Source organism: Neobacillus sp. B24 (genome assembly GCF_055381825.1).
Genome location: NZ_AP035777.1, coordinates 2,362,444 through 2,381,514 on the forward strand (window position 1 = coordinate 2,362,444; position 19,071 = coordinate 2,381,514).

A 19,071-nucleotide genomic window follows, 5' to 3' on the forward strand; every position below is an offset into this window, starting at 1 on the left:
AGTATGCAAGTAGTTGAATTTGAAACGTTAAAAACAGGTGTAAAAGATAAAGTGATGACGATTACCTTGTGCAGAGAAAATTTAAATGCGTTTAATGGGCAAATGTTAAATGAATTGCTTCAAGTATTGGATGTGGCTGATGCCAATGATGACGTAAGAGCGATTATTGTCACCGGTGACGGCAAGGCCTTCTGTGCTGGTGCAGATTTAGGGAGCGGTACCAGTACGTTTGAATATAAGGAAGGTTCCAGCGAGGAATTTCGCGATGGCGGCGGGATCCTAAGTTTACGAATCTATGAATTGAAAAAGCCGATTATTGCTGCGATTAATGGATCCGCTGTTGGAATTGGGGCCACGATGACCCTGCCAATGGATATTCGGATTGCATCCTCAAATGCCAAAATGGGATTTGTGTTCAGCAGGCGCGGCATTACCCCTGAAGCTTGCAGCGGCTGGTTTTTACCTAGAGTAGTAGGAATCAGCAAAGCAGCTGAACTGGTATTAACCGGAAAAATTATTCCTGCAGAGGAAGCGCTAAAAATTGGGTTGGTCAGTCAGGTCGTGCCACCTGAAGAACTGCTTCCGGCAGCAGAGGCAATCGCCAGGGAAATTGCGGAGAATATATCTGCCATTTCTGTTGCCTTATCACGACAGCTCATGTGGAAAATGCTTGGTGCTGACCATCCCTATGAATCTCATAAAATTGAATCGAAGATGCTCCAATGGATAGGACAGCAGGATGATGTCCGCGAGGGAATTACGTCATTTTTTGAAAAAAGAAAACCAAACTTTCCGATGAAAGTCAGCGCTGACATGCCCAGCTTTTATCCATGGTGGAAATCGAAAGGAGAAGCATAATGGACTACCAAGCGATTATCGTTGAAAAAATTGGCCGCATTGCCGTCATTACATTGAATCGGCCCGAAGCGTTGAATGCCGTTAATAGCAGACTATGGCTTGAAACCGGAACGGCATTGAAAGAATTCAATGACGACCCTGATCTTTGGGCAGCCATCATAACGGGTGCGGGTGACCGGGCTTTTTCGGCCGGGGCCGATCTGAAGGAGATCGGTTCAGGCGGTTTTTCCACAACTGAGGAAATGCAGGAATGGGGCTTTGCTGGGATCGTGAGGCATCATATATCCAAGCCCGTAATCGCTGCTGTTAACGGATTCGCCTTAGGCGGCGGGACGGAGATTGCCTTGGCCTGCGATTTAATTATTGCTTCTGAAAAAGCATCATTTGGCCTGCCAGAGGTAAAACGGGGACTGATTGCCGGGGCTGGAGGACTATTGCGTCTGCCAAGGCAAATTCCGCTGAAGGTGGCGATGCATGCCATCCTTACCGGCAAACCTATTACGGCGGAAGAAGCAAAGCAGTGGGGACTCGTCAACGAAGTGGTAGCCCATAACCAGGTATTGAATGCAGCGATCGCGCTGGCAGAAGAAATTATTGATAATGCACCGCTTGCGGTAAAAGCGAGTAAAGAAATTGTCTACAGAGGCTTGGATACAACCGTCGCGTTTCCACCAGAAGCGTGGTCGATCAATCAGGAATATGCGGGTAAAGTATTTGCCAGCCAAGATGCCAAAGAGGGGCCGCTGGCGTTTGCTCAAAAACGGAAACCAAATTGGACAGGAAAATAAATACAAGGGGGCTTTTTCGTGACTAAACCATATTTATCAGAAGAGCATGAAATTTTTAGAAAAGCATTCAGAAAGTTTTTGGACAAGGAAGCTTATCCATTTTTTGAAGAATGGGAAGAAGCAAAACAGGTTCCAAAATCATTTTGGAAAAAAGCCGGTGAGCAAGGATTTCTTTGTCCATGGGTGGATGAGAAATATGGCGGGTCCAATGCTGATTTTGGCTATTCAGTTGTGATTACCGAAGAGTTAGATAAAGTAGGTGCAGGAGCAGGCGGCATTGGCCTTCACAATGACATTGTCATACCGTATATCGGCGAATTTGCCTCTGAGGAACAAAAGCAGCGCTGGCTGCCAAAAGCGGTTAGCGGGGAGATGATTTCCGCCATCGCCATGACCGAGCCTGGAACGGGTTCCGATCTGGCTGCCGTGAAAACGACAGCTGTTAAAGACGGAGATAATTATATTATCAATGGTGAAAAAACATTTATCACCAATGGTTTTTCGGCAAACTTTGTTATTGTCGTTTGTGTAACGGACCCGAATGCGACACCAAGGCATAAAGGCATCAGCCTCATTGTCGTCGAAGAGGGCACCCCTGGATTTAAGAAAGGGAAGAAGCTCCGCAAACTGGGGCAGCATTCCAATGATACGTCTGAACTTATTTTTGAGGACGCCGTTGTTCCAATGGAAAATTTGATTGGCGAAGAAGGCAAGGGGTTTTATTACCTGATGGAAAAACTGCAGCAGGAGCGATTGATGCTCGCCATCGGCAGCATTACAGCCTGTAAGCACATGCTGGATATTACCGTTGATTATGTCAAACAGCGGACAGCATTTGGCAAGCCAATCAGCAAGTTCCAGAATACCCAATTTAAGCTTGCCGAAATGGCGACGAAAATTAAGATTGGCGAAACGTTTGTTGACAAGCTGATTGCTGATCATATGGAAAAGAAAAATGTTGTGAACGAGGTTTCGATGGCTAAGTGGTGGCTGACGGATTTAGCCAAAAATGTGGCCACTGAATGCATGCAGCTTCATGGCGGCTACGGCTATATGGAAGAGTACGAGATTGCGAGAAGATACCGGGATGTCGCCGTTGGCTCGATTTATGCCGGAACCAATGAAATTATGAAAACAATTATAGCGAAAAACATGGGTTTGTAAGGTAGTGATGCACGGGGTGGTTCATTTTCAGACCGGCCCGGATTAATCCAATTTTTATTATGAGGGTAAGGGAGGAATAGTAATGAATCTATTTGAAGCTCTTGAACGGAATGCGAAATACAACCCTGATAAGCAAGCGATTATCTTTGGAGAAAACGTCTTTACCTATAAACAATACAATGAACAGGTGAATAAGATTGCCAACGCGCTCATTAGTTATGGAGTAAAGCGAGGCGATAAAATTGCCTTGATGATGAAGAACTCAGATGTATTCTGTTTTGTTTATTATGCCATTTTAAAGGCCGGCGGGGTGGCGGTGCCTGTTAATTTCCGCTTAACAGCGAAAGAGGCAAGCTATATTTTGGACGATTCCGATTCCATGATTGTCTTCGCTGATGAAGATTTGGCTGACGTCACTCAAAAAGCGGCGGAAGGAAACGACAAGATTAGGCTTCAGGTAATTGCGGATTCAACAAGTAAGGACAATCAAATGCTGCTATCTCAGTTTCAAAGTTCCTCTGTCGCAGACCCTCTGATTCAAGTATTGGAATCTGATGATGCCGAAATTCTGTATACCTCGGGGACAACCGGACAGCCGAAGGGAGTAGTTCTTGATCACCACCGCGTGATCCATGTTGCTCTAGGAACCATGATTATGTTTAAAATGGGACCGGAAGATCAATTGCTCCATATTGCTCCGTTATTCCACTGTGCCCAGTTGAATTTGTTCCTTGTAACCGGCACGACGCTTGGATGCACCCAAATCGTCCGGCAGGAGTTTAATCCTGTTCAAACACTAAAAGATATTGACCAATACAAAATCAGCTTATTCTTTGGGGTTCCGACAATGTATAATTTCCTGCTGCAGGTGCCAAACCGGGAGCAATATGATTTATCAAGCGTGAAGCGCTGCGGTTACGGTGCAGCACCAATGCCGACAGCTTTATTGAGGCAAGCAATGGAGATGTTCCAGACTGACCAATTCTTTAATATGTGCGGCCAAACGGAAGGTGGCCCAGGTGGAGTTTACCTTCTTCCGGAGGAACACAAAACAAAGTTTGGTGCCTCGGGAAAGGGCTCCTTTGGAACTGATGTAAGAGTCGTCGATGAAAACGGTGCAGACGTGAACCCGGGTGAGGTCGTGGAGTTTATTATCAGATGTGAATCTGTCATGAAAGAATACTATAAAAAGCCGGAGGAAACGGCAAAGACGCTGAGAAATGGCTGGCTTTATACCGGGGACCTCGCCAATATCGATGAGGATGGCTATATCACATTGGTAGACCGAAAGAAAGACATGATTATTTCCGGAGGGGAAAATGTATATTCCACCGAGGTAGAACATGTGCTATACAAGCATCCTGATATTTTGGAAGCGGCAGTCATCGGTGTTCCCCATGAAGTCTGGGGCGAAACCGTCGCAGCCGTGATCGTACCAAAACCGGGCAAACAAATGAATGAAGAAGAACTGAAGCAATACTGCCGCCAGGAACTAGCGGGATACAAAATTCCAAGAATCTACTTTCAAATAGACCAACTCCCACGAAACGCATCAGGCAAAATCCTAAAATACCAATTAAGAGAAAACTACAAAAGCACAGCGGTAAATTAAAGCCCAAAAATGAGTGCATGCACCAAGGTGTCCACCCCAGATGGACAAATTAGTAAAATTGTCTTTTTGTGGTGCCTGACACCTTGTTGAATTTGCGTTTAAAAAATAAATTAATTGTAGAATTATATGAAAATTGGTATTATTGGAAATAGATAGATTGCTTGGTTTGTTTATGTGATGTGAAGGGAGTGGGTGGATTTGGGTATGCCTTTGGAGGGGATTCGCGTTTTGGATTTGACGCGGCTTTTGCCAGGGCCTTATTGTTCGTTGATGCTGGCTGATTTTGGGGCGGATGTGATTAAGATAGAAGATCCAAAGCTGGGCGATTATGCACGCTGGGGGGACCCGAAGTTTGGCGGGATGAGCGCCATGTTTCATTCGTTAAATCGGAATAAGCGAAGCATGAGCCTGGATTTAAAACAGGAAGAAAATAAAGACATTTTCATACAGTTGGTGAAATCAGCCGATGTTTTAATCGAGTCGTTCCGTCCTGGGGTCATGGACCGTCTGGGCCTTGGATATGAGGAACTGAAAAAGCATAATCCAAAATTGATTTATTGTGCCATTACCAGCTATGGCCAAACTGGCCCTTATAAAGATATTGCCGGCCATGATATTAACTTTTTAAGTTATTCGGGTTTGCTAGAATTACAAGGGGAACAAAATCGAAAGCCGGTAAGCGCTTCCGTCCAGATTGGCGATATTGGCGGCGGCTCTTTAATGGCGGTTGTTGGGATTCTCGTAAGTATTATCGAGGCTAAAAACTCAGGGGAAGGTCAGTTTATTGATATTTCCATGCTGGATGGTGCAGTCTCCTGGATGCAAACGTCGCTCCCTTCTTATTTAGCGAGCGGGCACCTGCCAAATCGCGGGGAGCTGGTCTTAAATGGCGGCATGGCCTGTTACGAGACATACGAAACGAAAGATCAACGACATCTCTCGGTAGGGGCACTCGAAATGAAGTTCTGGAAGAATTTCTGCCAGGTTATCGGAAAAGAAGAGTTAATAAGCCAATTAAATGGACCGGCAGAAGAACAAGCTTTAATGAAAAGAGAGATTCAAGCTGTCATTGAAACCAAAACACTAATCCAATGGGTAGAGTTATTCGACGGCGTCGATGCCTGTGTTGCCCCTGTGTTAACAATGGAGGAAATGGTTGCTGACCCGCAAATTCAGCACCGGGGCATGATTGAAAAGGTGGACCACCCGCAATATGGAACACTCAAGCAAGTGGCCAATCCTATTAAACTATCAAGAACAAAGCTGAAAACAGTTCGCCCTGCTCCCCTTCTTGGTGAACATAATGATGAGATTTTAGAAGAATTAGGACTACTTAAACCATTAGAAGAATAAGTATGTTTAGTCCTGTTATTTTACTATATTTAGGAGGTTTGAAGTATGAGAGAAGTTGTCATTGTTGAAGCAGTACGTACCCCTGTTGGAAAGAGAAAAGGATTGCTTGGTTCATCCCGCCCGGATGAGTTGGCTGCAAAGGTTTTAAAAGAAGTGGTTAACCGCGCCGGAATCTCCCCGGATCTTGTGGAAGATGTTATTTTGGGCTGTGTCAGCCAAGTGGAAGAACAAGGATTAAATATTGCCCGCAATGCTGCCTTAATGGCTGATTTCCCGATTCACGTACCGGGAACGACCATCGACCGCCAATGCGGATCCAGTCAGCAGGCGGTTCATTTTGCATCACAAGCGATCTTGAGCGGTGATATGGATGTTGTCATTGCCGGCGGCGTGGAAAGCATGACAAGAATCCCTTTGGGCGCTACCCGCCGGGAATCTGGCTGGAGCGAAGAATTAACCTCCAAATATGAAATGATCCATCAAGGATTATCTGCAGAGCGAATTGCCGAAAAATGGGGCTATTCTCGCAGCAAGCTGGACGAATTCTCGCTTGAGAGCCACCGCAGAGCCATTAAGGCACAGGAAGAAGGCCGGTTCGACCGAGAAATCATGCCGCTTGAAGTAAAACTGGCAGATGGCTCGACAATCACGGTGACACAGGATGAAGGACCGAGAAGGGACACCTCGATTGAAAAATTGGCTTCCCTTAAGCCTGCGTTTACACAAGACGGAGTCATCCACGCTGGAAATTCCAGCCAAATGAGCGATGGTGCGGCTGCGCTGCTGTTAATGTCACGAGAAAAAGCAGAGGAATTGGGGCTTAAACCGCGCGCTCGAATTGTTGCTCGCTCGGTAGTGGGTTCCGACCCAACATTAATGTTAACCGGCCCTTCGATTGCTTCCAAAAAGGTGCTCGAAAAAGCGGGACTTACCATTGATGACATGGATACTTATGAAGTAAACGAGGCGTTTGCACCAGTTCCAATGCTCTGGATGGACGAACTTAAAGCAGATCCTGAAAAGCTTAATCCGAACGGAGGCGCTATTGCATTAGGTCATCCATTAGGTGCATCGGGGGCCCGGTTGATGATCACCATGCTGAATGAACTCGAAAGAAGCGGCGGCCGCTACGGTTTACAGGCGATTTGTGAAGGCGGCGGCATGGCCAATGCCACGATTATTGAAAGAATAGGCTAATATAAAAGGAGGTTATATATATATGAAACTAAATGGCATCGTAGCAGTAGTTACCGGAGGCGCTTCGGGTCTCGGAGAAGCCACTGTCGAAAGTATTGTGGAAAACGGAGGAAATGTCGCCATTTTTGATTTACAGGAAGAAAGAGGCGCGGCTTTAGTTGAAAAATTTGGCTCAGACCGAATTTTATTTGTCAAAACAAACGTAACGAATGAAGAGGACGTAGCCAATGCCGTAAATCAAACGGTTGAAAAATTTGGCGCAATCAATGCATTAGTGAACTGTGCCGGAATTGGCGCGGCTGAAAAGACTGTTGGCAAGGATAAGCCTCATGATCTCGGCACTTTCACAAGAGTCATTAGCGTCAATCTAATCGGAACCTTTAACGTGCTCCGCTTGGCAGCGGAAAAAATGACCCAAAACGCTCCGAATGAAGACGGCGAAAGAGGCGTCATTATTAACACTGCTTCTGTTGCTGCCTTTGATGGCCAAATGGGTCAAGCCGCATACAGTGCGTCAAAGGGCGGCATTGTCGGCATGACACTGCCGATTGCCCGCGACCTGTCCCGGCATGGAATCAGGGTGGTGACAATTGCTCCAGGACTTATGGACACGCCATTATTTGCTGGCGCTCCTGAAAAAGTCCGCTTGGCATTGGGTGCAATGGTTCCGTTCCCTCAGCGTTTAGGTTACTCTGCTGAATATGCTCATTTGGCCAAATCCATTATTGAGAATCCATATTTAAATGGGGAAACTATCCGTCTGGACGGCGCGATTCGGATGCAGCCAAAATAATAGTTACCCTAACCTCCAGCGCATGAAGCTGGAGGTTTATTTTCAAACGAGATTTCACCTTAAAGGCAGGAGATATAAATGCAGACTACTACTAAAATTGTCGTTGCACCAGAAGACATCGATCAGCTTGGCCATGTGAATTACCTGAAATATATACTTTTTTTAGAAAAAGGTGTCAGTCATTGGTACAAACAGGCAGGAGTCAACTTTTATGAATTAAGAGAAAGAGACCTAGGTACTGTTGTGCTAAAAATGGATGTCTCTTATATTAAGGAAGCTAGATTGGGAGATACCTTGAATGTCACGACAACCCTAAAGCATGTTGGCAATAAAAGCTTTTCGGTAAAACAAGAAATCCATAATCAAGACGGTGTTCTGATCACCGAAGCAACAAAGACATTCGTCATGTTTAATACCGCAACAAGGAAAGGCGTCCCCGTAATCGAAGAGATTGCCCGTCATTTTAAATGCGCTCAATAATGCAAGATTACAACAGTGGCATCGCTTAATGCTTGCCACTGCTCTTATTAATAGATTGTGAGTACTCCAAAAACAACCGAGAAATTTGTCAAACGATAAATATTGTATATTTAGAAAATTTTGTATATATTAAAACTTGGTTACATACCAACTAGTTAGTACGAAAGGAAGTGTTTCTAGTCTTTTATAAAATGATAGCGTTTCCAAAACGCTATTTAAAAAAAGGTTTAGGGTTCCCTTATCGTCTATCATGTCATGGTAGTGAGAAAATTTTTGATGAGGAGAGGATTCAGTGAAACTAAAAGACCTGCTAGAAAAAAACATCGCCGACTTCGGCGAGTACCCGCTTTTATTTTTCAAAGAAAGAACCCTGACAAACGTGGAAACCAAGAATTTAGCCGACCAATTTGCGAACGGCCTTAGAAGACTGGGGATTCAAAAAGGCGACCGCGTTATGGTTTGTCTGCCCAATTGTCCGGAAGTCCTAATATCCTATCAAGGAATCACTCGGGCAGGGGCCATCATTGTTCCCGTCATGTTTATGCTGCATCCTAAGGAACTTCATTATATCGCCCTCAATTCCGGGGCAAAAGCAGTTATTACCTCCTCTTATGTACTTCAAAATGTTGAAAAATCACTGGAAGGCCTGCCGGGCAGACCGGAAGTCCTCGTGGTAGATCGTCCAACCGATAACCAAACTAAAAACTTCTATGATGTTATGGACCAAAGCAACAGCATTTTGCCAGATGATATCAAACCGGAAGATACCGCCGTCATTCTCTACACCTCCGGAACAACAGGAAATCCTAAAGGGGTACTATTAACCCATAAAAATTTATACTCAAATGCCGATAACTCGGCTAAGCATAATGAGACCGAACGCGGAACCACACTTGGAGTACTGCCGCTCGCCCATGTGTACGGACTAACCGTTTCCAATGTTTCATTTCTGACTGGCGGTTCGATCGTAGTCTTTTCTTCTTTTGATGTGAAAGAAGTATTGTCCGCCATTGAAAAATACAAGGTCAAATCATTTTCTGCCGTGCCGGCCATGATATACGCTCTCGTATCCTACCCGCAAGCAGACCAATACGATACGTCCAGCCTTGAATCAGTCGGTTCTGGCTCAGCGCCGCTTCCAGTTGCACTGCTGCATGCTTTTCAGAAAAAGTTTGGCGCCCAAGTATACGAGGGCTACGGTTTGTCTGAGGCAGCACCAGTCGTTACCGCGCATCGAAAAGGTAAGGAAATCAAACCGGGCTCTGTTGGAATCCCGATTCCTGGGGTACAAGTGAGAATTGTTAACGACCAAGGTGAAGAGGTACCGCGCGGCGAAGTAGGGGAGCTAATTGTCTCCGGCGATAATATCACGCCAGGATACTTCCAAAACCGGGAGGAATCAGAGCGGGTACTTCGCGATGGTTGGTTATACACCGGTGATGTGGCACGTCAGGATGATGATGGCTATGTTTACATCGTCGACCGCAAGAAGGATTTAATCATCCGCGGCGGTTTCAACCTCTATCCAAGAGATGTGGAAGAAATCCTGAATGCCCATGACAAAGTGGCCGAAGCTGCCGTAATCGGAATTCCGGATGAGCGGATGGGGGAGGAAATGGTTGCCTGTGTTGTGAAGAAACAGGATGCTGACGTCACCGAAGAAGAATTGATTACTTATTGCCAAGATCATTTGTCAAAACGGAAAACACCACGGCATATTGTCTTTCTAGAGTCTCTGCCAAGGAACGGCGTGGGCAAGATTCTAAAGACGCACTTAAGGAAAACAGCAGCGGACATTGTGGTTCGGTAACAGATTTTTTCACATAAAAGCTCAAAGAGAAGGGAGATTTTTTGATGGAAAAAAGAACAATTTTGACAACTAGTAAGCGGGGGCTGCTTGAGGATTCTTTCCCGTATCGCTTGTACCAAAAAGCCAAGAGGGTGGGAACTTGGAACCCGGCAGACATTGATTTCACAAAGGATGCGGCAGACTGGAAGAATATGACTGATGATCAGCGTGAGGACATTTTAAGACTTCTGTCACTGTTCCAAGCCGGTGAAGAAGCCGTCACGTTGGACTTGCTGCCATTGATGATGGCGATTGCCAAAGAAGGACGGCTTGAGGAGGAAATGTTCTTAACAACCTTCCTATACGAGGAAGCAAAGCATACCGAATTTTTCCGCCGGGTATTGAATGCGATTGGTGAAACAGGGGATCTCTCGCATTTCCATTCCGATACTTATAAAAAAATATTCTATGAGATTCTGCCAACAGCAATGGAACGGCTGGTGACGGATCAATCTCCAGAGGCCATTGCCGAAGCATCGGTTGTCTACAACATGTTTGTCGAAGGAGTTTTAGCCGAAACGGGATATTTCTCCTTTTATAATTCATTAGAAGCCGCTGGTATTATGCCGGGTCTAATGGAAGGGATCGGTCATTTAAAACGGGATGAGTCAAGGCATATCGGTTACGGAACATTTCTCCTGCAACGACTAATTTGTGAACATCCAGATCTCTATGATTTCATTACTGCCAAGATGGGAGAACTGGCTCCGTTATCGATTCAGCTCAACCAAGATGGGATCCAAGGAAAAGAAGTCAGTTCTTTCGGCGGAAACCCAGATGATGTGATGAATTTTACGATGAAGCAGCTGGCCGTGAGAATGGAAATCTTGGCCAGGGCGCGCGGCAAGAAAATTGAAGAGATTTATAAAGTAACAGAAAGCGAGATTGGGGTTCTATAGTTTAGCCTCGTCAGCGGTCAGCTTCGGACAAAACCAGGAGAAAAACCAGTCAAAGTGTCCGCAGGAAAGCCTCCTGCGGACAAACCTAATGTAAAAACTGGTCAAACTGTCCGCTGGACGGACAAGCCTAAAATTTTGAAGATTAAAAGGAGGAATAAGTCATGACAGTAAATGTTGAGGTGCAGACATTTCCCAACTTTATTAATGGACAGTGGGTCCCATCGTCCAGCAATGAAACATTTGATGTGTTCAATCCTGCAACCGGCGAGCTGGTTGCAAAGGTAGCAAAAGGTACGGTTGAAGACGTGAACACCGCTGTAGCAGCAGCGCGCGAGGCGTTTGCCCAAGGTGATTGGAAAAACATGAAACCGAAGGACCGGGCCAATGTCCTTTATGCGATTTCTTATAAAATCGCCGAGCACGGTCAGGAATTGGCCTACTTGGAGGCAATTAGCTCAGGAGGAACGGTTCGCCGCATCGGAGGCAGCGATATTTTACAAATGGTCGACCTATTCCAAACGCTCGCAAAATTCACACTCGAATATCCATTCTCCGAGACACTGCCAGTTCCGCCATTCCCGGGGCCAGCGCAAAACTTTATTTGGCGGGAGCCAATTGGGGTATGTGCAGCAATCACTCCATGGAACTATCCAATGGTCATCGGCTGCTGGAAAATCGCTCCAGCATTAGCAATGGGGAACACCATTGTCATCAAACCGGCAAGCTACACTCCGCTATCGACACTGAAACTGGCGGAAATTATTTCTGAAGTCGTACCGCCTGGGGTCATTAACGTAGTGGCTGGTCCTGGAGCAGAGGTAGGCGAGGCGCTCGTCAGCCATCCGCAGGTTGATAAGGTTGCCTTTACCGGTTCAACAGAAGTGGGCCGGAGAATTATGGGACTTGCAGCTGGCACCATCAAAAATACGACATTGGAATTGGGTGGAAAATCACCGAACATCATTTTGGAAGATGCTGACTTGAACCTGGCACTTCCAGGAAGTTTATTCGGGGTTTTCCTGCATTCCGGGCAGTTCTGCGAATCAGGTACGCGCCTATTTGTTCCAGATAAACTCTATGACCAAGTGGTTGAGGGTCTCGTTGCATTAGCGAGCAAATTGAAACTCGGCAATCCGCTTGATCCAGCAACGGATATGGGACCGGTCATTTCGATGAAGCAAAAGGAAACAATCCTTTCTTACATTGAAACGGGGCTTCAGGAAGGAGCCACGCTTGCATGCGGCGGCAAGGAAGTGAAGGTCCCTGGCTGCGAGGAAGGCAATTTTATTGAGCCTACCATTTTCACGAATGTCACTAATGACATGAAAATTGCCCAAGAGGAAATCTTCGGACCAGTCTTGGCGGTTATTCGCTACTCTGAGGTGGAAGAAGCGATTAAAATGGCGAATGACACGATTTATGGCCTTGCTGCTGGCGTGTGGACCCGCGATGTCAATAAGGCATACGAAGTAGCCCGCAAGCTCCAGGCCGGCGTCGTTTGGATTAATGACTGGCATATGCTCCGTAATGACGCCCCATTCGGCGGCTATAAACAAAGCGGAATTGGCCGGGAGATGGGCAAGCATTCATTGGATGCCTATACCCAGGTGAAGCATGTGCATACGTCAATGACATCAGAACTTGAAAGACGCCCTTGGTACGGAATGCTGTTTGGCCAAAATTAATGGAGAGGTGAGATGAATATGAAAACGACATTATCGCAGTTCGGTTTGCGCACAGCTATTAATAGCGGATCCAATTCACGGGCAATGGTTCCTAGTCTTTTTGCCGGATTTGGTGCCAAGCGGGTTTTGCTTTTAAGTGACAGGGGGTTGGAGAAAGCGGGAGTTGTCGAAAAAGTCGCCTCCATTTTTGACCTGACAAATCACGGCAGCGGCCCGGAATTAGTCGGGATCTATCTTGACATTGCCCAGGATGCAGAAAGCAGCTGCGTCAATGCTGCGGTCCGTTATGCCAAGGAAGTTGGCGCGGATAGCCTTCTGGCTGTAGGCGGCGGCAGTGTCCTTGACACGGTAAAAGGGGTTAAATATGCTCTTCACAAAGGTTTGACCGATATTAAAGGAGCCATTCCTGGCGGATTTGTCTACGAATCGTTCCCGCAAGCAAGTTATATTCCGATTCCGCATATCGCGATTCCGACAACAGCCGGAACGGGGTCAGAGGTATCGCCGATTGCCGTAATTTATAATGAAGAAATTCAAATGAAAACGAACATCATCAATCCGTTCCTGGCTGCTGATGTCGCAATCTTGGATCCGGATTTAACAGTCGGCCTGCCGCGAAGGATTACTGCGTTTACTGGCTTTGACGCACTGACACATGCAATTGAGGCGCTTGCTTCACCAACAGCAACAGGTCTGACAGATGCCTATGCTCTGCATGCGATACGCCTGATTGAGAAAAACCTGCCTGTTGCCGTTGCCGATGGGGGAAATCTCAATGCCCGGATGGATTTGCTACAAGCGAGCTTAATGGGCATCACGGCCTTCAGCTTTGCCTTAAATGCGATCCCAGTTCATAATATGGCCCACGCTTATGGTGCCTTGTTCCGAATCCCGCATGGGTTGGCGAATGCCGTTTTCTTGCCGGTTGTAATGGAGCTTGTGCCACAGCTATACTTGCCGCGCGTGTTTGAATTAGCACAAGCACTCGATGTGGATGTGAAAGATGATAGTGCAGAAACAGCATTAGCCAAGGTCGTTGATAAAATCCGGGTGCTTCAGCATAAAGTTGGCCTGCCGGCTGATTTCAAAGAATTCGATCTTAGCGAGGAAGCGCTCCAAGCGGCGATTCCAGCGGTCATGAAGGACCCTGCCGCACTCAATTTCCCAATGCCGCCTGAATTAATCGCGGCAATTGGCCAGAGAGTAGTGCCGATTGGAGTAAAATAGTCAAACCTCTAAATGCTTACAAAGCCCATTAAGGTTAACATCTTAATGGGTTTTTTATTGAAATGTATGGAAATTTTTAGTTTAATTAAATAGACTAAGTAGTCCATTTAGAGGGGTGTACTAAGGATGAGCGAGATTCGAAAGTTGGCGATTGAGGAATTACCAGATTTTATAGAAATTGTTCTAAATGCCTATCCAGGTATTCGTACTCCTTCACAAGAAGTGAGGGATGGCATGCTTCAACAATTTATAGAGATGCAAACCGATGATAAATCCCGGGATTTATTCGGGTTATTCCGAGGGGGCAAACTGATCGCCGGGATGCGCATCCACTATTTTCATATGAATCTTTTTTCAAAAATCATCCCTGTCGGCGGTGTCGGGCTGGTGGCTGTTGACCTCATGCATAAAAAAGAAAAGGCGGCCAAGGAGTTAATTCAAGGCTTTCTGGACATGTTTTTGAAACGTCGGGTTAATATGGTGCTGCTCTACCCGTTCCGTCCCGATTTTTATAAAAAGATGGGCTTTGGCTACGGACCGAAAATCCATCAATATCGAATAAGCCCGGAAAGCTTTCATATGGGGACGAGCAAGGCAAACCTGCGATTTTTAACGCCGGAGGACAAAGAAAAGATAAAAGATTGCTACAACCGCTATGCCAGGTCCACCCACGGGATGTTTTTAAAGACCCAGCACGAACTGGATGCCTTGTTTAAAAATCCAGCAAATAGATTCATTGGCTTTGAGTCTGATAACGAGATAAAGGGTTATCTATTATTCTCTTTTGAAAAAAAGAGCGAAACCAATTTTACCCACTACGATCTCCAGATAAAAGAACTGATTGCTGAGACACCGGAGGTTTTATCAGAGCTTAGCACTTTTCTCCAAAGTCAGGCCGACCAGGTTCATCAAATTGTTTGGAATACACAGGAAGACAATATTCATTACTTAATCAGTGACCCCCGCAATGGAAGTCATAATATGATTCCGAGTGTTTACCACGAAACCAACATTTCCGGGGTCGGACTGATGTACAGGTTGATTAATGCAAAAGGGATATTTGAAGATTTAAAGGAACATGACTTTAACGGCGTCAATGTATCCTTGAAATTAGCGATTAAGGATTCGTTCCTGCCGCAAAATCAACAGGAACTTGTACTGCACTTCAATGAGGGTAAAGTGAAAGTCAGCGATTCTGAGAACTACGAAGTGGAAATTTCCCTAGATGTATCGGACTTTTCATCGCTCCTGATGGGGGTTGTCAGTTTTAAAGACTTGTATGTGTTTGGTCGTGGAAAACTATCTGACCTTGCTTATTTGAAAACCATCAATAGGCTTTTTTCAACACTTGAAAAACCAAAATGTATATCTGCATTTTAGGGGGAAGAGTAAATGGAGATTATTTTTAAAAGATTAACAGAGTGTAAAATCGATGACATCATTACCGCCTGGAATCGCGGCTTTGAGGGGTATTTTGTGAAGATTGAAATGACCGCGGATATGTTTTTTCAAAGGGTTACTAACGAAGGACTGTCATTAAATCTGTCACTGGTGGGATTCTCTGGTGAAGAACCGGTGGCCATTGTGGTAAATGGCGTCCGTACGATAGACGGGAAAAAGACTGTTTGGAACGGCGGTACCGGGGTTGCTCCTGAATACCGCGGTAAAGGGGTTTCCAGGCTGTTAATGGAGGAGAATCTCAAGATTTATCAGGAAGAGGGGATCGAAGTGGCCACGCTGGAAGCAATTAAAGAAAACACAGCGGCAATTCGTCTTTATGAACGATACGGCTATGAAATTGTCGATCGGGTTGTTTTTGCCAATGGAAATTGGGCTGAAACAACGGCGGCAGATACGCGGATTAAAGTTAAATCAATCCGCCCGGAACAGCTGCCATTTCAGTCCTTCTATAAAGAAAACGTCCCTTGGCAATGCCAATGGCAAAGCGTAAGACCAGGGGAAGTACAGCTATATTACGACAAAGATGACAATCCACTTGGTTATTGCTTGTTTAGGAGAGTGTGGAACGGGGAGGGTGACCTTGAAAAAGTCATCATCTATCAGCTTGAGCTTTTTTCTGAGATAAATAGCAGCTTATTAGATGTCATTTTAGCATTCATTTCAGATGAGGAAAGTAGTCAAGTTAATATAATTACTGTAAATTTCAGTTTGTCGAACCCGGTGAGTCAGCTTTTATTGAATAATGATTTCCAGGTAGTTACCGAGCAGGTTGTAATGGAAAAATACCTATAATAAGTATAGCCTGGATCCTTTGGGGAATCAGGCTTTTTTATTTATATTTTTGTAAAATATTTATGAAAAGAAATAATTTCCACTATTCCATTTACCTAAGTATACCGATACTCTATTAAAGAGGAAGGTGAGTTTCGTGCAGGATAAGGACCTCGAAAAATTAGCCCAAATGATATATACACATTGTGGGCTTCGATATACAACAAAACTAACTGCCTTAAAAGATAAAATTTCAAAAAGATTAACAGAACTCAATCTCTCTTGCGCTGAGTACTGTGATTATTTAAACAAATTTTCTTTAGAATGGGATTATTTAATAGAGTTATTGACAATTAACGAAACCTATTTCTATCGGGAAGAACATCAATTAAATGAATGTTGTACCGTTGTTTTGCCAGCGATGAAAGAGGAATTTAAACATCGTCCACTTCGAATCTGGAGTGCAGCTTGTTCAACAGGTGAAGAACCCTATACACTGGCAATGTTGATTCAGGAAACCGGCAAGTTTCCAAAAGGATCGGTTGAGATTATTGCCACTGATATAAACAAAAAGGTTCTGCAAAAGGCACAGCAGGGTTGGTATCACCAGGGGTCATTTGCCTTCCGCAGGACACCTGAACGCTTTATGAGAAAGTTTTTCTACAAAACAGATAATGGTTATCAAATTCATCCATCTATTCAAAGTATGGTGAAGTTTCAACATTTAAATCTACTTGAACAAAATAATTATGCTCAAATAGGTGAAGTGGATATTATCTTTTGCAGAAATGTATTAATCTATTTTGACCAGGATACTATCAAACAAGTTATTCGAAGCTTTCATCAAACTCTTTCACCGAATGGATATCTGTTTCTTGGTCATGCTGAATCCATTACGGATATGGCTCTAGGGTTTCAAAAAGTAGACTCAGACAAGACTTTTTACTATCGAAAGGAACCTGATAAAGATGAAAAAGTACGGCGTATTAGTAGTTGATGACTCAGCATTTATGAGAAGGGCGATAAGCCAAATCATTGAGGGGGACCCACAGTTCTTTGTAGTCGGCATAGCCAGAAACGGGGTAGAGGCTGTTGAAAAGGTACTAAGACTTAAGCCAAACCTTGTCACCATGGACGTTGAAATGCCGGAGATGAATGGTATCCAAGCATTGGAACAAATAATGGAAAAGTCCCCCGTTCCAATTGTGATGCTAAGTTCCCGTACAGGAGAGGGAGCAAAAGAGACATTACAAGCGCTTGAACTTGGGGCTGTAGACTTTTTCTTAAAAGACCATCTAATAAAGTCTAGTGCCGATAGCGAACAGATTCGGGATTTTCATTATAGATTGAAAGGTATCGTAGAGGCTAAAATTACAAAAGACCATACAGAAGTAACTACACCAGTAAGGTTTTCACGGAAAATAAATAGACGAAAGACCGCTCTTATTTTTATTGGCTGTTCAACCGGGGGACCGTCCGCATTACAATCTATACTTCCACGATTTCCTAAGGATTTCTCGATACCTGTAGTTGTTGCTCAACATATGCCTCCTGGTTTCACAAAACCGTTGGCAGATCGCTTTAATAGTCTGTGCGCTTTAAATGTCGTGGAAGCCAGGGATGGTATGGAAATAAAACCTGGTTCTATTTATATAGCACCCTCGGGCTTTCAAACTCAATTTGAAAAGAAACTGGATGGGACTGTGATTTTTAAGATAGAAGATATGGTTGATATAAAAGCTTTATACAAACCATGTATTGACATTTCACTTAGCTCGGCCTCACCTATTTATACTGATAAACTATTATCCGTCATTTTGACCGGTATGGGATCAGATGGCACGAAAGGCTGCGGTGTAGTTAAGAAACATCAGGGCAATGTGTTCGTTGAGGCAAAGGAATCCTGTATTGTTTATGGGATGCCAAAATCAGTATTGGAAGCAGGCTATGCAGATGGCAAGTTTCCGCTATCACAAATGTACCAAGAGATAATTTCATTTATTGGCATTTGATGATACCTGTAGGATTGAAACGGGATAATAATGCGAATTTTCACCCCGTTCCCTGTTCACAAAAACTCTGAAAGGTGAAATGGTCATGATAGATAGCGAATTTATTAATTTTATTCATAATATTAAACATAAGACCGGTATTGACTTAGCGCAATATAAAGAAGATCAAATGAAGCGTCGGCTTATATCATTGTATAAAAAGCATGGTTATAAAAATTTTGGCCATTATTATGAGGGTATGGTAAATGATGCAATCCTATTGGATGAATTTTTGGATCATATGACAATTAATGTGACTGAATTTTTTCGAAATCACACACGATGGGAGGTTCTGCAAAAAAAAATTCTTCCACGTTTAAAAAGTGAAGGTCGAAAAATTAAAAGTTGGAGTGCTGCTTGCTCTACGGGTGAAGAACCTTATTCATTAGCAATGATTTATAAAGAAATGAAAATAGAACATTATGAAATTCTGGCTTCTGATTTAGACCAGAATGTTTTAGATAAGGCTAAAAGGGGTATCTATAATCATCGAACTCTACAGGATGTACCTCCTACTTACCAACAAAAATATTTTAACAAAAAAGATTTGTATTTTGAAATCTCTGACACTATCAAAAAAAGTGTGAAATTTAAAAAACAAAACTTATTAACAGACACTTTTGAAACTAATTATGATTTGATTGTCTGCAGGAATGTCATGATTTATTTTACTGAAGAAGCTAAAGATGAGCTTTATCGTAAATTTAGTGGCGCCCTCAGACCAGGTGGGGTACTGTTTGTTGGAAGTACGGAACAAATTTTTAAACCGGAGAGGTTTGCATTAGTGCCAGAAGATACATTTTTTTATAAAAAAGTGCCTTTTTGATATGCATTTTAATACAATAACAGAATATCAAACAAAATGATAAAAGTAGTAATAACC

General features: G+C 44.1%; 17 protein-coding genes. All 17 read left to right on the forward strand.

Translation table 11 applies throughout. The features are described from left to right. Nucleotides 1-3: 3 nt before the first annotated feature. The 17 genes from ACZ43M_RS11690 to ACZ43M_RS11770 all read left to right on the forward strand — a co-directional run bounded on the left by ACZ43M_RS11690 (nucleotide 4) and on the right by ACZ43M_RS11770 (nucleotide 19,014). Nucleotides 4-858, forward strand: a complete 855-nt coding sequence (locus ACZ43M_RS11690) for a crotonase/enoyl-CoA hydratase family protein (protein WP_464507578.1) — start codon at nucleotides 4-6, stop codon at nucleotides 856-858. Next, nucleotides 858-1,646: a crotonase/enoyl-CoA hydratase family protein gene (locus ACZ43M_RS11695; protein ID WP_464507579.1), complete on the forward strand. Its 789-nt coding sequence runs from the start codon at nucleotides 858-860 to the stop codon at nucleotides 1,644-1,646. The genes ACZ43M_RS11690 and ACZ43M_RS11695 overlap by 1 nt, the downstream gene beginning before the upstream one ends. A gap of 18 nt (nucleotides 1,647-1,664) precedes the next feature. Further along, complete coding sequence (locus ACZ43M_RS11700) at nucleotides 1,665-2,810, forward strand: acyl-CoA dehydrogenase family protein (protein WP_464507580.1); 1,146 nt, start codon at nucleotides 1,665-1,667, stop codon at nucleotides 2,808-2,810. An 82-nt stretch (nucleotides 2,811-2,892) separates the two neighbouring features. Continuing rightward, nucleotides 2,893-4,422 (forward strand): class I adenylate-forming enzyme family protein, encoded by a 1,530-nt coding sequence (locus tag ACZ43M_RS11705; protein ID WP_464507581.1) that lies wholly within the window; start codon nucleotides 2,893-2,895, stop codon nucleotides 4,420-4,422. 204 nt (nucleotides 4,423-4,626) lie between these two features. Continuing rightward, nucleotides 4,627-5,775 carry a CaiB/BaiF CoA transferase family protein gene (locus ACZ43M_RS11710; RefSeq protein ID WP_464508010.1) on the forward strand — a complete coding sequence of 383 codons (1,149 nt, stop codon included), beginning with the start codon at nucleotides 4,627-4,629 and terminating at the stop codon, nucleotides 5,773-5,775. Between the two features lie 45 nt (nucleotides 5,776-5,820). Then, nucleotides 5,821-6,972 carry a thiolase family protein gene (locus tag ACZ43M_RS11715; RefSeq protein WP_464507582.1) on the forward strand — a complete coding sequence of 384 codons (1,152 nt, stop codon included), beginning with the start codon at nucleotides 5,821-5,823 and terminating at the stop codon, nucleotides 6,970-6,972. A gap of 22 nt (nucleotides 6,973-6,994) precedes the next feature. Further along, entirely contained in the window at nucleotides 6,995-7,765 is a 771-nt protein-coding gene (locus tag ACZ43M_RS11720) for a 3-hydroxyacyl-CoA dehydrogenase (RefSeq protein ID WP_464507583.1), read from the forward strand. 78 nt (nucleotides 7,766-7,843) lie between these two features. Next, on the forward strand, nucleotides 7,844-8,245 hold the full coding sequence (locus ACZ43M_RS11725) for an acyl-CoA thioesterase (RefSeq protein ID WP_464507584.1): 402 nt from the start codon (nucleotides 7,844-7,846) through the stop codon (nucleotides 8,243-8,245). 292 nt (nucleotides 8,246-8,537) lie between these two features. After that, nucleotides 8,538-10,055 (forward strand): long-chain-fatty-acid--CoA ligase, encoded by a 1,518-nt coding sequence (locus ACZ43M_RS11730; RefSeq protein WP_464507586.1) that lies wholly within the window; start codon nucleotides 8,538-8,540, stop codon nucleotides 10,053-10,055. A 44-nt stretch (nucleotides 10,056-10,099) separates the two neighbouring features. After that, nucleotides 10,100-10,993 (forward strand): R2-like ligand-binding oxidase, encoded by an 894-nt coding sequence (locus ACZ43M_RS11735; RefSeq protein WP_464507587.1) that lies wholly within the window; start codon nucleotides 10,100-10,102, stop codon nucleotides 10,991-10,993. 161 nt (nucleotides 10,994-11,154) lie between these two features. Next, nucleotides 11,155-12,678 carry an aldehyde dehydrogenase family protein gene (locus ACZ43M_RS11740; protein ID WP_464507588.1) on the forward strand — a complete coding sequence of 508 codons (1,524 nt, stop codon included), beginning with the start codon at nucleotides 11,155-11,157 and terminating at the stop codon, nucleotides 12,676-12,678. Nucleotides 12,679-12,696: 18 nt separating this feature from the next. Next, nucleotides 12,697-13,905, forward strand: coding sequence for an iron-containing alcohol dehydrogenase (locus ACZ43M_RS11745; protein WP_464507589.1), 1,209 nt, complete (start codon nucleotides 12,697-12,699; stop codon nucleotides 13,903-13,905). A gap of 126 nt (nucleotides 13,906-14,031) precedes the next feature. Next, entirely contained in the window at nucleotides 14,032-15,285 is a 1,254-nt protein-coding gene (locus ACZ43M_RS11750; protein WP_464507590.1) for a GNAT family N-acetyltransferase, read from the forward strand. A gap of 12 nt (nucleotides 15,286-15,297) precedes the next feature. Next, entirely contained in the window at nucleotides 15,298-16,158 is an 861-nt protein-coding gene (locus tag ACZ43M_RS11755; protein ID WP_464507591.1) for a GNAT family N-acetyltransferase, read from the forward strand. Between the two features lie 136 nt (nucleotides 16,159-16,294). Beyond that, nucleotides 16,295-17,134: a CheR family methyltransferase gene (locus ACZ43M_RS11760; RefSeq protein ID WP_464507592.1), complete on the forward strand. Its 840-nt coding sequence runs from the start codon at nucleotides 16,295-16,297 to the stop codon at nucleotides 17,132-17,134. Next, on the forward strand, nucleotides 17,106-18,149 hold the full coding sequence (locus tag ACZ43M_RS11765; RefSeq protein WP_464507593.1) for a protein-glutamate methylesterase/protein-glutamine glutaminase: 1,044 nt from the start codon (nucleotides 17,106-17,108) through the stop codon (nucleotides 18,147-18,149). Before ACZ43M_RS11760 ends, ACZ43M_RS11765 begins: the two co-directional genes overlap by 29 nt. A gap of 85 nt (nucleotides 18,150-18,234) precedes the next feature. Then, nucleotides 18,235-19,014 (forward strand): CheR family methyltransferase, encoded by a 780-nt coding sequence (locus ACZ43M_RS11770; protein WP_464507594.1) that lies wholly within the window; start codon nucleotides 18,235-18,237, stop codon nucleotides 19,012-19,014. Nucleotides 19,015-19,071 lie beyond the last annotated feature (57 nt).

What these genes read in the sequence shown, in the direction of transcription:
- ACZ43M_RS11690 (WP_464507578.1), top strand. Translation starts at nt 4, where the DNA reads ATGCAAGTAGTTGAATTTGAAACGTTAAAAACAGGTGTAAAAGATAAA.
- ACZ43M_RS11695 (WP_464507579.1), top strand. Translation starts at nt 858, where the DNA reads ATGGACTACCAAGCGATTATCGTTGAAAAAATTGGCCGCATTGCCGTC.
- ACZ43M_RS11705 (WP_464507581.1), top strand. Translation starts at nt 2,893, where the DNA reads ATGAATCTATTTGAAGCTCTTGAACGGAATGCGAAATACAACCCTGAT.
- ACZ43M_RS11710 (WP_464508010.1), top strand. Translation starts at nt 4,627, where the DNA reads ATGCCTTTGGAGGGGATTCGCGTTTTGGATTTGACGCGGCTTTTGCCA.
- ACZ43M_RS11715 (WP_464507582.1), top strand. Translation starts at nt 5,821, where the DNA reads ATGAGAGAAGTTGTCATTGTTGAAGCAGTACGTACCCCTGTTGGAAAG.
- ACZ43M_RS11720 (WP_464507583.1), top strand. Translation starts at nt 6,995, where the DNA reads ATGAAACTAAATGGCATCGTAGCAGTAGTTACCGGAGGCGCTTCGGGT.
- ACZ43M_RS11725 (WP_464507584.1), top strand. Translation starts at nt 7,844, where the DNA reads ATGCAGACTACTACTAAAATTGTCGTTGCACCAGAAGACATCGATCAG.
- ACZ43M_RS11735 (WP_464507587.1), top strand. Translation starts at nt 10,100, where the DNA reads ATGGAAAAAAGAACAATTTTGACAACTAGTAAGCGGGGGCTGCTTGAG.
- ACZ43M_RS11740 (WP_464507588.1), top strand. Translation starts at nt 11,155, where the DNA reads ATGACAGTAAATGTTGAGGTGCAGACATTTCCCAACTTTATTAATGGA.
- ACZ43M_RS11745 (WP_464507589.1), top strand. Translation starts at nt 12,697, where the DNA reads ATGAAAACGACATTATCGCAGTTCGGTTTGCGCACAGCTATTAATAGC.
- ACZ43M_RS11750 (WP_464507590.1), top strand. Translation starts at nt 14,032, where the DNA reads ATGAGCGAGATTCGAAAGTTGGCGATTGAGGAATTACCAGATTTTATA.
- ACZ43M_RS11755 (WP_464507591.1), top strand. Translation starts at nt 15,298, where the DNA reads ATGGAGATTATTTTTAAAAGATTAACAGAGTGTAAAATCGATGACATC.
- ACZ43M_RS11765 (WP_464507593.1), top strand. Translation starts at nt 17,106, where the DNA reads ATGAAAAAGTACGGCGTATTAGTAGTTGATGACTCAGCATTTATGAGA.
- ACZ43M_RS11770 (WP_464507594.1), top strand. Translation starts at nt 18,235, where the DNA reads ATGATAGATAGCGAATTTATTAATTTTATTCATAATATTAAACATAAG.